14 protein-coding genes are annotated in these 13,140 nt (G+C 43.3%); 9 read left to right on the plus strand and 5 right to left on the minus strand.

Annotated features, from left to right (window positions below; genetic code table 11):
* Positions 1-44 precede the first annotated feature (44 nt).
* The 5 genes from ADIS_RS18140 to ADIS_RS18160 all read left to right on the plus strand — a co-directional run bounded on the left by ADIS_RS18140 (position 45) and on the right by ADIS_RS18160 (position 5,377).
* Entirely contained in the window at positions 45-1,061 is a 1,017-nt protein-coding gene (locus ADIS_RS18140; protein ID WP_010856137.1) for a glycosyltransferase, read from the plus strand.
* Positions 1,062-1,139: 78 nt separating this feature from the next.
* Positions 1,140-2,348, plus strand: coding sequence for a hypothetical protein (locus tag ADIS_RS18145; RefSeq protein WP_010856138.1), 1,209 nt, complete (start codon positions 1,140-1,142; stop codon positions 2,346-2,348).
* Between the two features lie 134 nt (positions 2,349-2,482).
* Positions 2,483-3,211: a WecB/TagA/CpsF family glycosyltransferase gene (locus tag ADIS_RS18150; RefSeq protein WP_010856139.1), complete on the plus strand. Its 729-nt coding sequence runs from the start codon at positions 2,483-2,485 to the stop codon at positions 3,209-3,211.
* A 92-nt stretch (positions 3,212-3,303) separates the two neighbouring features.
* Entirely contained in the window at positions 3,304-4,359 is a 1,056-nt protein-coding gene (locus ADIS_RS18155; protein WP_010856140.1) for a glycosyltransferase family protein, read from the plus strand.
* 70 nt (positions 4,360-4,429) lie between these two features.
* On the plus strand, positions 4,430-5,377 hold the full coding sequence (locus tag ADIS_RS18160) for a glycosyltransferase family 47 protein (protein WP_010856141.1): 948 nt from the start codon (positions 4,430-4,432) through the stop codon (positions 5,375-5,377).
* Positions 5,378-5,630: 253 nt separating this feature from the next.
* Here ADIS_RS18160 and ftsY read toward each other — a convergent pair whose 3' ends face one another.
* The 4 genes from ftsY to rpmB form a co-directional block, all read right to left on the minus strand.
* Complete coding sequence (gene ftsY, locus ADIS_RS18165) at positions 5,631-6,584, minus strand: signal recognition particle-docking protein FtsY (RefSeq protein WP_010856142.1); 954 nt, start codon at positions 6,582-6,584, stop codon at positions 5,631-5,633.
* A gap of 93 nt (positions 6,585-6,677) precedes the next feature.
* Positions 6,678-6,830 (minus strand): DUF4295 domain-containing protein, encoded by a 153-nt coding sequence (locus ADIS_RS22795; RefSeq protein ID WP_010856143.1) that lies wholly within the window; start codon positions 6,828-6,830, stop codon positions 6,678-6,680.
* A 53-nt stretch (positions 6,831-6,883) separates the two neighbouring features.
* A complete protein-coding gene (gene rpmG, locus ADIS_RS18170) occupies positions 6,884-7,066 on the minus strand; it encodes a 50S ribosomal protein L33 (protein WP_035806830.1) in 183 nt (60 codons plus the stop codon).
* A gap of 31 nt (positions 7,067-7,097) precedes the next feature.
* Entirely contained in the window at positions 7,098-7,340 is a 243-nt protein-coding gene (rpmB, locus tag ADIS_RS18175) for a 50S ribosomal protein L28 (RefSeq protein WP_035806832.1), read from the minus strand.
* Between the two features lie 219 nt (positions 7,341-7,559).
* Here rpmB and rocD point away from each other — a divergent pair, with 219 nt between their 5' ends.
* The 4 genes from rocD (at position 7,560) to hemB (ending at position 12,260) form a co-directional block, all read left to right on the plus strand.
* Positions 7,560-8,837 carry an ornithine--oxo-acid transaminase gene (gene rocD / locus ADIS_RS18180; protein ID WP_010856147.1) on the plus strand — a complete coding sequence of 426 codons (1,278 nt, stop codon included), beginning with the start codon at positions 7,560-7,562 and terminating at the stop codon, positions 8,835-8,837.
* Between the two features lie 183 nt (positions 8,838-9,020).
* The gene (locus tag ADIS_RS18185) at positions 9,021-9,671 is read left to right on the plus strand and encodes an HAD family hydrolase (protein ID WP_010856148.1); all 651 of its coding nucleotides are present in this window, start codon (positions 9,021-9,023) and stop codon (positions 9,669-9,671) included.
* A gap of 403 nt (positions 9,672-10,074) precedes the next feature.
* On the plus strand, positions 10,075-11,208 hold the full coding sequence (locus ADIS_RS18190; RefSeq protein ID WP_010856149.1) for a porin: 1,134 nt from the start codon (positions 10,075-10,077) through the stop codon (positions 11,206-11,208).
* Positions 11,209-11,282: 74 nt separating this feature from the next.
* Positions 11,283-12,260 (plus strand): porphobilinogen synthase, encoded by a 978-nt coding sequence (gene hemB, locus ADIS_RS18195; protein WP_035806872.1) that lies wholly within the window; start codon positions 11,283-11,285, stop codon positions 12,258-12,260.
* 74 nt (positions 12,261-12,334) lie between these two features.
* Here the strand turns inward: hemB and ADIS_RS18200 are convergent, their stop codons facing one another.
* Positions 12,335-13,072 carry a DUF6733 family protein gene (locus ADIS_RS18200; RefSeq protein ID WP_010856152.1) on the minus strand — a complete coding sequence of 246 codons (738 nt, stop codon included), beginning with the start codon at positions 13,070-13,072 and terminating at the stop codon, positions 12,335-12,337.
* Positions 13,073-13,140: the final 68 nt, after the last annotated feature.

The raw sequence follows: 13,140 nt of genomic DNA on the forward strand, positions 1-13,140 counted from the left end.
CTTGGGATCATCCAGCGGGTTTAAAAAGAGGAAAAAATAAGAAGATGAAGAGGTTTTTTTTGTATCCGTTAAATCAGCAGGCCAAGGGTTCTCCAAATCCGTATATGGAGAATTTTAAATCATCGCTCACTCAGAAAGCAATAGTTGTCAATTCCGCTGCCCCCAATAGAGGTGTGCTGAATTTATATTTATTTTATTTTAAAACTGATATTTATATCCTAAACTGGATAGAGTTTGTTGAGGAAAAGAAATTCGGTTGGTTACAAGTTTTTTTGTTCAGGATTTTTTGTGCCATTACGCGGTTCTCAAGCAAAAAAATTATTTGGATCCTTCATAACAAAGGCTCGCATTTAAAAAAGGATAAAAAAGACAAGCATGGAGGGCTTTTTTCGGTAATGATGAACGTTTCAGACCATATCATTACACATTCTCAGGAAGGTGTCCGGTTTGTGAAGAAAATGTACCCATTTGCAGTTGAAAAAGTTAGGGTATTTACCCACCCGATTCTTCCTCCTTTTTCTGATGGTTCGCATAAGGAGAAGGAATACGATTTGTTGATTTGGGGAGCCTTGCATCCGTATAAGGGCGTAGATCTATTTTTAGCCCATGTTAAGTCAACACCTAGCTTCAATAATTTCAAAATCCTTGTCATAGGCAAGTGTTTTGATGAAGTTTACGAAAAAAAGCTAAGGGAGAACCTTTCTGAGAATGTGCAATTCTTTGATGGAACCCTCTCTTTACAAGAGATATCGCAATTTGCCTCCAATTCAAAGTTTGTTTTGTTTACCTATCAATCGGAAACCGTAATAAGTTCAGGGGCATTTATGGACACGCTGAGGATGGATACGCAAATTATAGGCCTTTCACATGCGGTTTTCGAGGATTTTCAATACCTTTCGAATGTACATACCTATAGTCAGTTTATTGAAATACCTGGCATAATAAACAGATATCGCTTTGGTGATGGACTTAGTTTCGACATGAGACAGCAACTTTATCTTGATAATAGCTGGGATGTATTTACTGATAACATTTTAGGGGTTATTAAAGGAGGATCATAGCTGATATATGGCTTTGGTTTGGACTATGGAGTGGTTTTGGGGAAAATGAAATTTGGTAATCATTAGAGTCGTTTTTTTATGAATAGTATGGATAATGTGCGAATTGAAGAGTCGTTTGAGAGACTATTGGGCTATTGTGAAAAGGAGGGTTTTAAGGGATATGACCCCTATGATGGCCTGAACAGTAAACTTTTTAAGTCTATACCTTTTTTTTCAAATAATCGGTATGTGAAGCTGGCTTGGATCCAGTTTTTTAAACGATCTCCGGTAAATTTCAGGAGGTTGGTAGGGGTTGAGAAGGAATTTAACCCCAAGGCAATTGGCTTATTCTTAAGTTCTTATTGCATTCTGTATAAAATGGATAAGAAGCCCGAGCATTTGAAGAGAGTCAATGAATTGGCTAGTTTGGCGTTGGATCTGAGGACTAAGGGATGGAGTGGAAGCTGTTGGGGATATAATTTCGATTGGCAGGCGAGGGCTTTTTTTCAGCCAAAAGGAACCCCAACGGTGGTTGCTACGACTTTCGTGGCAAATGCATTGTTAGACGCGTTTGAGATTACAAATGATAGGAGGCTGCTTGATGCAGCTAGGAGTGCCTGTGACTTCGTTTTGTGCGATTTAAATCGTACGCCGGATGAAAGTGGTAGGGGCTTTTGTTTCTCCTATTCTCCTCTTGACACAAGTGTCGTTTATAATGCCTCGCTTCTGGGAGCCCGTTTATTGTCACGTGTGTACAGCCACACAAATGAGGACACGTTGATTCAAGAGGCAAGAAGCGCGGTACTCTTTGTTTGTGAAAGACAGCTTTCCAATGGTTCTTGGCCATATGGGGCTTATGATTTTCACCAATGGATCGACAACTTTCATACCGGCTACAATTTGGAATGTATCGCTGATTTTCAGCGGTTTTCTGGGTCGCATGAGTTCGATGGCGTCCTACGAAAAGGCTTTGAGTTTTATATAGAGACTTTCTTTTCCGATGAGGGTATCCCTAGGTATTACAGCCACCAAACCTATCCCATTGACGTTCACACTACATCCCAACTTATGGTTACGGTGGCTAAATCGGGAAATTTCGCACGGTATGGTCAAACTTGTAAGAACGTATTGCTTTGGACGATTGCGCATATGCAGTCGAAAAAGGAGGGGCGTTTCTTTTACCAAATAAATAGGTTTTTCACCTCCAGGATTTCCTATATGAGGTGGTCTCAGGCTTGGATGGTTTATGGGATGTCCGTTTATTTACAGGAGGTTTGGAAAATAAACCAGGAATGTTCAGATAGGTAGTGTTGACCTTGGGAAAGTACGATAGAAATTTAATAAGAATAGAGGGAAAAAACGGAGTATCTTGGAAGATCGGTACCTGAGAGGTTTTGTAAGGGTATAAATTCCATGTGATCAATTGAAAAAAACAAAAGGATATGAAGAAGGACATTAGTGGATTGGACATATATACGGATACATACGAAGATATCATAGGGGAAATTACTAGTTGTATCGAGTCGAAGCAGAAGAGGCAGATTTGTGCCCTAAATGTTTATAAAATGGCTTACATATATAAGTCTTCTGATTTTTATGAAAAAATACGAAAAATCGAATTATTGATTGCAGATGGTGTTAGTATCGTTTTGCTTTGTGCCATGTATGGGTATCGCGTAAAGGAAAGGATCACCGGTGTCGCTTTATTCGAGAAGTTGCTCGAAAAGGGCGATGCGGGGAAATGGAAAGTGTTTTTGTTAGGAGCTAAACCAGCTGTTATCCAAGAAACCCAGCGTCGTATACACGAAAGCTTTCCAAATTTGAATGTTGTCGGATGTATTGACGGTTACTTTAAAGATGAAAACAGTGTGATTAATGAGATAAACGAGGCTAAACCCGATATACTTTTTGTCGCTATGGGATCTCCTATCCAAGAAGATTTTCTGGATAAGAATCGGACAAATTTAAACGCAACAATTTTTATGGGATTAGGGGGGACGTTCGATGTGTTTTCCGGCTTAACGCCAAGGGCACCTCGCTTTTTTCAGTCGATAGGTTTGGAGTGGCTGTATAGGATGATAAGAGAGCCCAGTAAATACTTTAAACGTTATTCCAATACTATACCTGTGTTTGTGTATCATTCAATCAGGAATTATTTCGTTAGAAAATAGATTCCTTTGGTATAGTTATGTTTGGTAGTTTATTTGGTTTTTGTGCTGTCTAGGTTTGGTTTATGAGGGTCTTTTTGGTAAATAATTATTCGATGGAAAAGGCTTTTCTATTGTGGGAGAAGGGTGTCAGCGGAAGTCATCATGTTTGGGGTAAGGTCGAGCTTGATAGGCGTGGGAAAGTGGATATAATATTGTTTCCCCATGAAAAGTTTAAGTTTCTGAATACGATTGGTAAACTTTTCGGCATTTCACACCTGGATCAACAAATCCGTATTTTGGCGAAAATGAGGGATTTTGATGTGATTTATGCGCCATACTCCCTTGCAAACACCAAGTTGTTGGTTCTATTGAAATTCTTCCGCCTATTTAGAAAGCCGATAGTTGCCGTTGTGCATCAGCCCTTTCTATTTTCGAGGTCTTCAAACTCCCTTCTTCGTTGGATTTCGAAAAAGGTTCTGATGCAGTTTGAGTCGGTTGTCTTTCTCAGTGAGCCCTTGTTGAACGATACCGTTACGAGGCTGGGGATTTCATCTTCTAATCGTTTTCAGTTTTCCACTGCCCAATGGGGTCCTGATCGTCAATTCTACAAAAGATTTAACACTGACATTCCTCTTGAAGAGTGCAACTATGTGATTAGTGCAGGGCATACAGATAGGGATTATGAGACTATCATAGAGGCTTTTCGAGGCATCAACTTCCATCTGAAGATATTTTGTACCAGGAATTCCATGCCAAAGGTTGATTCTTTACCGCCTAATGTCGAAATTCATTCCGATTTTATTCCCTACATTGAATTGTTGAACCATTATCTGTATGCTCGGGTCATTTTGATTCCTCTAATATATCCAAAGGAGAAGGAAGGGTGCCAGGGAATGACCGGTTTGCAGGACGTGTTGGCTTTTAACAAGCCAGTCATCATTACGGAGAATCCCTATTTGAATCTAAATGTTGAAACAGAGGGAATTGGCCTGATGGTTGCAAAGAGGGATGTAGATGGCTGGCGAGAGGCTATCAACGGGCTTGTTCATGATTGGGATCGCCTTAAGCGTATGCAGTCAAAGACAAAGGAAATTTTGGAAAAGAAAGTAAATTCTGAAGTCTTTGCGTTGAAGCTAGAGAAAGTTCTTCTAAGCCAACTCCAAGAATGAAGAAACTTCCTTGTTCCAAGTCACGGATTATTCTCGGAGGGTTAACCTAACTAATTGCGCTTTCTAAGTCATGGATCTGAATGAATTTGATAATGTCATTTACGATAGTAATTCCCTCTATAAATGGGAAGAGTTGAATGAAGCGGAATTTTTGGTACGTGTATTTTCCGAGCTTAAGGAGGTTTTGAATGACAGCTTCAATGATTTTCTTTTCGTGGTTTTTTCGGACTATGGAGGTGGGAGAGTTCCTAACACAGTAGACCTGAAGGTGTCAAAAAGGAAAATACTTATCGTTGTTTCCGACGAGTATGGTACGGACCCAAGCAGGTTTAGCGGTAGCTATTTTGCCATTTTTAAAACGTATATAGGACAGAGTAAATTGAAAGAGAATATCTTTCCATTTCCACTGGGCTACGTGAAAGGAGTCCCTCTATTTAAGATTGAGCCAATTGTACGTAGAAAGGTCAGTGTGTTTTTTCGTGGTAATTTGAATACAAATAGGATTGATTTTTACAGAAGTCTTTTTAGGGTTTTTGGACTGTTGCCGGCACAAAGGTTCTTAAGGCACAAATATTACAGAAAGTTGTTGCTTTGGCTTCGTCGCGATTTTAGCAGTGAGATACCCGACTCTATTCTTGTATTTAATGACGGGTTCAAGCGTGGGTTTTCTCCTGAATCCTATGGTTATGTTTTGGCGGATAGCAAAATCGTACTCTCTCCAAAGGGTTTCAATAGCACAGAATGTTTCAGGATATACGAAGCGATGCGGGCTGGATGTGTAATTATTTCCGAAAAACTTCCGGATGTTGTTTTCTACAAGGGGTCTCCCATCATCCAGGTGAGCGACTGGGGAGAAGGGGTTAAGCGGGCCAAAGAACTGATGCAGGATAAAGAGGAGCTCGAGAGATTGCAATTGGAGACAGTGGCATGGTGGAATTTAAAGTGCTCTGAGAAGGCCACGGCGGTTTACATGTCTACTCGCCTAATGAAATTAGATAAAGGGGTGGAATTAGTGTGAAATTTTCACGTCCAATTAACGACATCAGGTACTGAAAAAAATTGGTAAATTAGAATTTAATTCTTCTATTGGAGTTAGTCTTTATGCACCATGTAAGGTGTCTTTATTCTGATGATAATTTGCTTCGGTTGAGACGATAGCATCCCAGCTGATTTCTCCACACACGTTGTTTTATGTCGGATTTTTTCCCATCATCCCCATACCAAGGTATCGAAGTTCGATTATGATTGGAATATAGGTAAGCGAGGATTTATTACTTTTTAAAGAGAGAATCCACAAATTCCTTGCGGTTAAAAACCTGCAGGTCGTTCATTTTCTCGCCTACCCCTATGTATTTGACCGGGATTTTGAATTGGTCGGAAATTCCGATGACCACACCCCCCTTGGCTGTTCCGTCCAACTTGGTGATGGCAAGGGACGTGATATCCGTGGCCCTGGTAAATTCTTTCGCCTGTATAAATGCATTTTGGCCGGTGGAACCATCGAGCACAAGCAACACCTCGTGTGGGGCCTCCGGTATAAATTTCTGCATCACACGCTTTATCTTTGTCAGTTCATTCATTAGATTGACTTTCGTGTGGAGTCGTCCCGCCGTGTCTACAATGACCACATCGGCCTTCAACTCTACTGCCTTTTTGACGGTATCAAAGGCCACCGAAGCGGGGTCTGTGTTCATTCCATGGGAAATAACCGGTACTTCTACCCGATCCCCCCAAAGGATTAGCTGATCTACCGCCGCCGCACGAAAGGTGTCCGCTGCCCCAAGAACCACGGATTTCCCTTTTTGCTTAAATTGATAAGCCAATTTCCCTATAGTTGTAGTCTTCCCAACGCCATTTACCCCTACCACCATTATCACATAAGGACCCGCCGATTCCGGCAAATCGAAATCAGCTAGGTCATTTGTATTGTTTTCCTCCAAAAGGCTAGCTATTTCCTCGCGAAGAATCTTATCCAATTCGGTAGTATTGATATACCTTTCTTTGGACACACGCTCTTCGATCCGGCGGATTACTTTGATGGTTGTTTCTACCCCTACATCAGAGGTAATCAAAATCTCCTCCAATTCATCCAAAACCTCATCATCTACCTTGGACTTGCCGACAATCGCCTTACCCAGCTTGGAAAAAAGGTTTTGGCTGGATTTTTCCAGACCTTTATCCAAGCTTTCCTTTTTTTCTTTGGAAAAAAAACCAAAAACTCCCATAGCGTGTGATTTTTGAATGCCGAATATACGTAAAAATCCCTTTCGGTCTGTACCGAAAGGGATCTTATCCTTTACCCGTGTTAAACCCGGCGTTTACTTTTTCAGTGTTTCCTGAACCAATGTCGAGGGAACCATCTCTTCTTTAAACGTATAGGCACCCGTTTTTTCAGATTTTACCGCTCTGATCACTTTAGAGTAGGTGATACCCCCCTCTTTTTTCAATGTTGCAACTACTTTCTTTGCCATGCTTTTTTAGATTTAAGTGTCCAACTCCCTCCGAAGAACGTATTGGCCACTTGTTATTTGATCTCTTTATGAACAGTCATTTTCTTCAGGATTGGATTGAATTTCTTCAACTCCAGCCTTTCGGTAGTGTTCTTTCTGTTTTTGGTGGTGATATACCTTGATGTACCCGCCACGCCACTTGTCTTATGTTCAGTACATTCCAAAATTACCTGAACTCTATTGCCTTTCTTAGCCATCGCCTTTTATATCCTTAATTTGATGTAAGACTTATTTAATAATTATGGAACCGTTTTTCTGCGCATCCTTCAATACCGCAGTGATCCCTTTTTTGTTGATTGTTCTCAGTGCCTTGGATGAAACCTTCAACGTAATCCAAGCATCTTCCTCTGGGATGTAGAAACTTTTCTTATGTAGGTTGGGATAAAACATCCGCTTTGTCTTGTTGTTCGCGTGGGATACATTGTTACCTACCCGAGGCCTTTTTCCGGTGATGTCACAAACTTTTGCCATGATCTATGTAAAGTGTCTATAAATTAGCCGTTTGACTTTTTGAGTCTGCAAATATCGGAAGTTTTCGTACAAATCCAAAAGCGACTGTGGATTTTATTCGATAAACACTTGTATTTCATCTTTTTGCTCTGGATTCGATATTCCCTGCGCATTTCGTATCTTTGTCAGGGAAAAGTCCGAAGTCCCTAGCTTTTTCCAACGTTCAAAATCCATCGCAATATGTCCGAGTTATCGCCCAGTGCTATTGCTGCCATTGCCTTAGAAGACAAATATGGCGCACATAACTACCACCCATTGCCGGTGGTTCTTGTACGTGGTCTGGGTGCTTACGTTTGGGATATCTCCGGTAAACGATATTTTGACTTTCTCTCTGCTTATTCAGCGGTAAACCAAGGCCACTGCCACCCCAAGATATTGGAAGCACTTCAACAACAGGCTGCCAAGCTTACGCTTACCTCACGGGCTTTTTACAACGATGCGTTGGGTGAATTCGAAAGGTACCTGAGCCAGCGTTTCGGATTTGAAAAGGTGCTGCCGATGAACACTGGTGTGGAAGCGGTGGAAACGGCTATCAAGCTGGCAAGGAAGTGGGGATATGAGCGAAAAGGCATACCTGAGAGCGAAGCAATACTGGTCGTTGCCGATAACAATTTTCATGGCAGAACGACCACCGTGATTTCCTTCTCCAACGATGATCAGGCGAAAAACAACTTTGGCCCCTATACACCCGGATTTATCAACATACCCTTCAATGACGTTGCGGCGTTGGAAGGAATATTTGCAAATAACCCTAAAGTTGCCGCTTTCTTGGTGGAACCCATCCAAGGTGAAGCAGGGGTAAATACGCCCGCAGATGACTACATGCGAGCCGTTGCCGACCTATGTAAAAAACACAATGTTCTATTTATCGCGGATGAAATACAGACGGGTATTGGCAGAACCGGATCGCTATTGGCTGTATGTGGTCATTGTACTTGCGAAGACGAATGCGAACAACAGGAAACCTATGCCCGGCCAGACATATTAATCCTGGGTAAAGCCCTTTCGGGCGGATTCCTTCCAGTATCTGCGGTTTTGGCCGACAAGCATATAATGGATGTCATTCAGCCTGGACAGCATGGTTCGACCTATGGAGGCAATCCCCTGGCGGGCAGAGTAGCCATTGCCGCTCTGGAAGTGGTGAGGGAGGAAAGGCTGGCCCAGAATGCCCGAAAGCTGGGAGCGATTTTTCGACAACGCATGCGTATTCTGGCAAAGAAAACAACTTGGATAACGGAGGTTCGGGGTAAGGGCCTGCTAAATGCACTCGTGATCAACTCCCCCAGTGACAGTTCCACGGCCTGGAACCTCTGTTTGGCACTTCGAGACAATGGGCTACTTGCCAAGCCCACACACGGAAATATCATACGCCTGGCGCCTCCCCTTGTAATCACCGAAGAGCAGCTCTACGAGTGTTGCGATATCATCGAGACCACCATTTTGAATTTCAAGGGTTGACGAAGCCGCTGCTCAGGATTTTTGCCTTGAAAAAATCGAAGAATGTTGGGGTCTCCTAAAAGGGTGCCGAAGCTCGGGAAATTGACAGCTAAACGCATTAAATGTCCATGGGAAGAGTTCTCATACCGTTCTGTGATTATTTTGGGCATACCATCTTACCGAATAGAAACGAATTATAGATATATGAATGCAGTAATTTTTGACATGGATGGCGTCATTTGCCACACAAATCCATTCCACTCAGAAGCCTTTCGGGTTTTTTTCGGCAAAAGGGGGCTCTACCCAACAGAAGCTGAATTTGCAAGCCACATGTATGGTAAAAGCAATAGCTATATATTCAGGCATTTCCTTGGAAGGGAAGTCGTTGGTGAGGAGTTTGCCGCCTTAGAGCAGGAAAAGGAGGGGTTGTTTCGGGAGATATATGCCAACCAAGTGACCCCGATCGCCGGATTTATGGAATTTTTGGACGGGTTAAAGCGCATTGGCCTGAAAACAGGAGTAGCCACCTCCGCCCCCTTCGCTAATCTTGGACTGATCATGGGCAGACTTGGCTTTGAACCTAAAATGGAATCCATCTTGGCCAGTGAGCACGTAGCAAAGCACAAGCCGGATCCAGAAGTTTACCTAAAATCAGCCTACAACCTGAATACTCCACCCTCGAAATGTGTGGTTTTTGAAGATTCATACTCCGGTGTTACTGCAGCACTAAACGCCGGAATGCGGGTTGTTGGCGTATTGTCCTCGCACAAAAAGGACGAATTGCCTCCTTGCAATTACTACATCAATGATTACCTGGAAATAAATCCAGCGTCATTAAGGCACCTGTTTGGGTGAAGGCAGTATGCAGGTTCCCGGATTGATAAATCAGAGTTTAAAAGGAACAGAAACTGCCGTAGTAGATTTCGTTAGAATCCCAGCACTTGAGAACTTTCCCAATTAGGAGGGATTACACCGTTGATTAATTGGTGAAATTAACAATTTGATAACACAAGGATGTCCCGAAAAATCATTTTTGGGGACATTTTTATTTTAATGATGAAAAGGCCTACCTTCTGAGCTTGATAGACAGCTTGTATTTTTAACAAATTGATAAAGTAGAAAGCTATTTTTTTACCTGTGCCCTATCTTCCTTTGCAGCGCTGTATTACTAAAATTTCTTCTTTTCATGCGAAACCTTTTCGTCTGGCTCATTATGGCAAGGATAATGATGCCGGCAGAATCAAAGGCATCGTCTTTCATGCCCGTTGACTCGGTAATGGAAGAGCGCCCTGTCGTCGGAAAAAACTGGTCTGAGGTTGTCAAACTTCGGGGATATGCCCAGTTGAGGTATAATAGATTGTTCGAAACCAATCCCCTGCTCTCGTGTGACCAATGTGACCGATCCTGGGGTGAAAATGGCGGATTCTTCTTCCGACGGATACGAATGATCTTCTCAGGAGACATCCATGAGCGCATCTATTTCTATATCCAGCCGGACTTCGCTTCTGGGGGTGGCCATATGGCACAAATTCGGGATGCCTATTTTGACTTGGCATTGGATGCCAGACAGGAACTGCGTCTCCGCATTGGCCAGAGCAAAGTCCCCTTTGGGTATGAGAACTTACAGTCCAGCCAGAACCGTATTCCCTTAGATCGAAATGACGGCTTGAACAGTGCCGTAGCAAATGAACGCGACATTGGACTTATGCTGTACTATGCACCCAGTAAAATCCGCGAACGCTTCCGACACTTGGTTTCGTCCGGACTGAAAGGATCCGGAGATTACGGCGTGTTGGCCATCGGTGCTTACAATGGACAAACCGCAAACCAGCCCGAAAAAAACAACTCCCTGCATACCGTAGGCAGAGTGTCCTACCCTTTTGAGCTAGGTAATGGTCAGTTTATCGAGGGATCCCTACAGGGGTATTCCGGCAAATTCGTCATCAACAGGCAGATGCTGGCAGACGATAGCCCGACCGAATTCAGGGAATACCGATATGGAGCAACATTGGTGGTTTTTCCACAGCCCTTTGGCATACAAGCAGAATATAATTGGGGAAGAGGCCCTGAATTCAATCCAACAACAGGAGACATCGACAACAAACCTTTGGAAGGCGGATACCTGCTGGCCTCCTATTATGTGACATCCGGTAAAAGCCTCTATATTCCCTTTTCCAGGTACCATTATTATAGCGGGGGTAAGAAACACGAGTTTGACGCAACGAAACATCGTGTCAGGGAATGGGAAATCGGTATAGAATGGCAGCCAAACCGTAATTTTGAGCTGGTAGCCATGTATACGGTCTCAGACAGAACCTTTGAAAACTCCCTAAACCCCTCCAATCGGCAGCGGGGAAGCCTGCTACGGCTACAGGCACAGGTAAATTTCTGATCCCATACAGTAACGGCTAATATTTGGTACCTTTGCACAGAAAAAACAAAAAACCAAATCCACCCTGTATGAAAATGCTCCGTAGACCCCGCAGGAACAGAAAGTCAGAAGTAATCCGAAACATGGTCGAAGAGACCCGATTATCTGTAAAAGACTTCATACTGCCTCTTTTTTTACTTGACGGGAAAAACCAGCAAATAGAAGTGAACTCCATGCCTGGGATCTACCGATTTTCCACAGACTTATTGCTGAAGGAAATAGAAACCTGTATGAACCTTGGCATCAGGGCGTTTGACATTTTCCCAGCCTACCCAGAGTCCAAGAAGGATAAAACAGCCACCGAGAGCTTTAATCCCGATACCTTTTACCTAAAAGCCATCGAATCGGTCAAAAAGTACTTTCCGGAGGCATGCGTTATGACGGATGTTGCGATGGATCCCTACAGTTCGGACGGACACGACGGACTTGTCTTGGATGGAAAGATCCTAAACGACGAAACCTTGGAAATTCTTGGCAAGATGGCAATAGCCCAAGCACAGGCAGGTGCTGACATTCTTGGCCCCTCTGATATGATGGATGGCCGTGTCGGCTACATCCGTACGGTTTTAGATGAGCATGGATACAAGGATGTTTCCATTATGTCGTATACCGCCAAGTATGCCAGTGCATTCTACAACCCCTTTCGTGATGCCCTGGACTCTGCCCCGAAAGCGGGAGATAAAAAAACGTATCAAATGGATCCTGCCAATGCAAAGGAGGCATTGATAGAGGCTGAATTGGACTACCAGGAAGGTGCCGACTTTCTAATGGTAAAGCCTGCCCTTGCGTACTTGGATATCATCAAGCTTCTAAAAGACAACCACACCCTACCCATCGCGGCCTACAATGTAAGCGGCGAATACGCCATGATCAAAGCATCGGCGGCGAACGGATGGCTAGATGGGGAAAGAGCCATGCTGGAGAGTCTGCTAAGTATCAAACGGGCAGGAGCCAGTGTCATTTTGAGTTATTTCGCAAAGGAATTTGCTTACCTCCAGCAACAAAGCCAGTAACCTATCGATACAATAAAAAAAACGCCAGTTAGTCGACTACCTGGCGTTTTCTGTTTTTTTCAATTTTAAATTGCTTAGAAACTGAATCCGGTAGTCAGTTTAAAGAAGGAATCGTTTCCTTCAACCAAGTCTCCACCTGCTGCCAGTCTAGCAAATGCCTTACCCGATGGGGCAGAAAACTGCACGTAGGGGCCAATCCACTGATATACCGTGGTGGAAGCAGTCACGTTTGAGCCTCCTGTGTTGGAAAGTTGCTCCCAGTGGGCACCGATCGAGAAGAAATCACTCGCCTTTACGCCGAAGTTTGCCCAGTAGTGAAGATAAGATAATGTAGAGCCATTAGAAGGTGCCAAATCCCTTAGCGGCGCATAGTATCCAAGGTAAAACTCCCCTTCAACGGATGACTTATCCAGTCCAATCGTTAAATTAGGGACGATACCGTCTCCGAACACTGCCTCTCCTCTGGCTCCGGAAGATAAGAGGCTACCACCCAAGACCCCGATCTGTGGATTTACATCTAGCCCCTCTGCTACGGTGAAGTTCATACCCACACCAAATTCGGTCCAGTTACCCCAGCCTCCGCCAGTACCACCAGACCAGAGAATACCGTAAAATGTGAACGCCGAAGATTCTGAGAGTTCATAAGAGCCCGCAAAGAATGGATAGAACCCGAAGAACTGATCCGAGTTCAATGTCACGTCAAAGCTGAACTTGTCATCTGACTGAGAGTACGCGGAAGAGAGTCCCAGAAACAAAATTAGAGTCAAGGCTGCAATTACCTTTGAGAAAGCTGGAATGTCGATTTTTTTCATCTTTTTGTTTGATTTAGGTTGTTTTTAAAACTATCGAACAAACGGAATTTTATTCGTATTCAACTATT

The sequence above is a fragment of the Lunatimonas lonarensis genome, assembly GCF_000390185.1.
In the GTDB taxonomy this organism is placed as follows: domain Bacteria; phylum Bacteroidota; class Bacteroidia; order Cytophagales; family Cyclobacteriaceae; genus Lunatimonas; species Lunatimonas lonarensis.

Excerpts from the sequence above, each read along its gene's own strand:
- ADIS_RS18140 (WP_010856137.1), top strand. The coding sequence starts at position 45 with ATGAAGAGGTTTTTTTTGTATCCGTTAAATCAGCAGGCCAAGGGTTCT.
- ADIS_RS18145 (WP_010856138.1), top strand. The coding sequence starts at position 1,140 with ATGAATAGTATGGATAATGTGCGAATTGAAGAGTCGTTTGAGAGACTA.
- ADIS_RS18150 (WP_010856139.1), top strand. The coding sequence starts at position 2,483 with ATGAAGAAGGACATTAGTGGATTGGACATATATACGGATACATACGAA.
- ADIS_RS18155 (WP_010856140.1), top strand. The coding sequence starts at position 3,304 with ATGGAAAAGGCTTTTCTATTGTGGGAGAAGGGTGTCAGCGGAAGTCAT.
- ADIS_RS18160 (WP_010856141.1), top strand. The coding sequence starts at position 4,430 with ATGGATCTGAATGAATTTGATAATGTCATTTACGATAGTAATTCCCTC.
- ftsY (WP_010856142.1), bottom strand. The coding sequence starts at position 6,584 with ATGGGAGTTTTTGGTTTTTTTTCCAAAGAAAAAAAGGAAAGCTTGGAT.
- ADIS_RS22795 (WP_010856143.1), bottom strand. The coding sequence starts at position 6,830 with ATGGCAAAGAAAGTAGTTGCAACATTGAAAAAAGAGGGGGGTATCACC.
- rpmG (WP_035806830.1), bottom strand. The coding sequence starts at position 7,066 with ATGGCTAAGAAAGGCAATAGAGTTCAGGTAATTTTGGAATGTACTGAA.
- rpmB (WP_035806832.1), bottom strand. The coding sequence starts at position 7,340 with ATGGCAAAAGTTTGTGACATCACCGGAAAAAGGCCTCGGGTAGGTAAC.
- rocD (WP_010856147.1), top strand. The coding sequence starts at position 7,560 with ATGTCCGAGTTATCGCCCAGTGCTATTGCTGCCATTGCCTTAGAAGAC.
- ADIS_RS18185 (WP_010856148.1), top strand. The coding sequence starts at position 9,021 with ATGAATGCAGTAATTTTTGACATGGATGGCGTCATTTGCCACACAAAT.
- ADIS_RS18190 (WP_010856149.1), top strand. The coding sequence starts at position 10,075 with ATGCCCGTTGACTCGGTAATGGAAGAGCGCCCTGTCGTCGGAAAAAAC.
- hemB (WP_035806872.1), top strand. The coding sequence starts at position 11,283 with ATGCTCCGTAGACCCCGCAGGAACAGAAAGTCAGAAGTAATCCGAAAC.
- ADIS_RS18200 (WP_010856152.1), bottom strand. The coding sequence starts at position 13,072 with ATGAAAAAAATCGACATTCCAGCTTTCTCAAAGGTAATTGCAGCCTTG.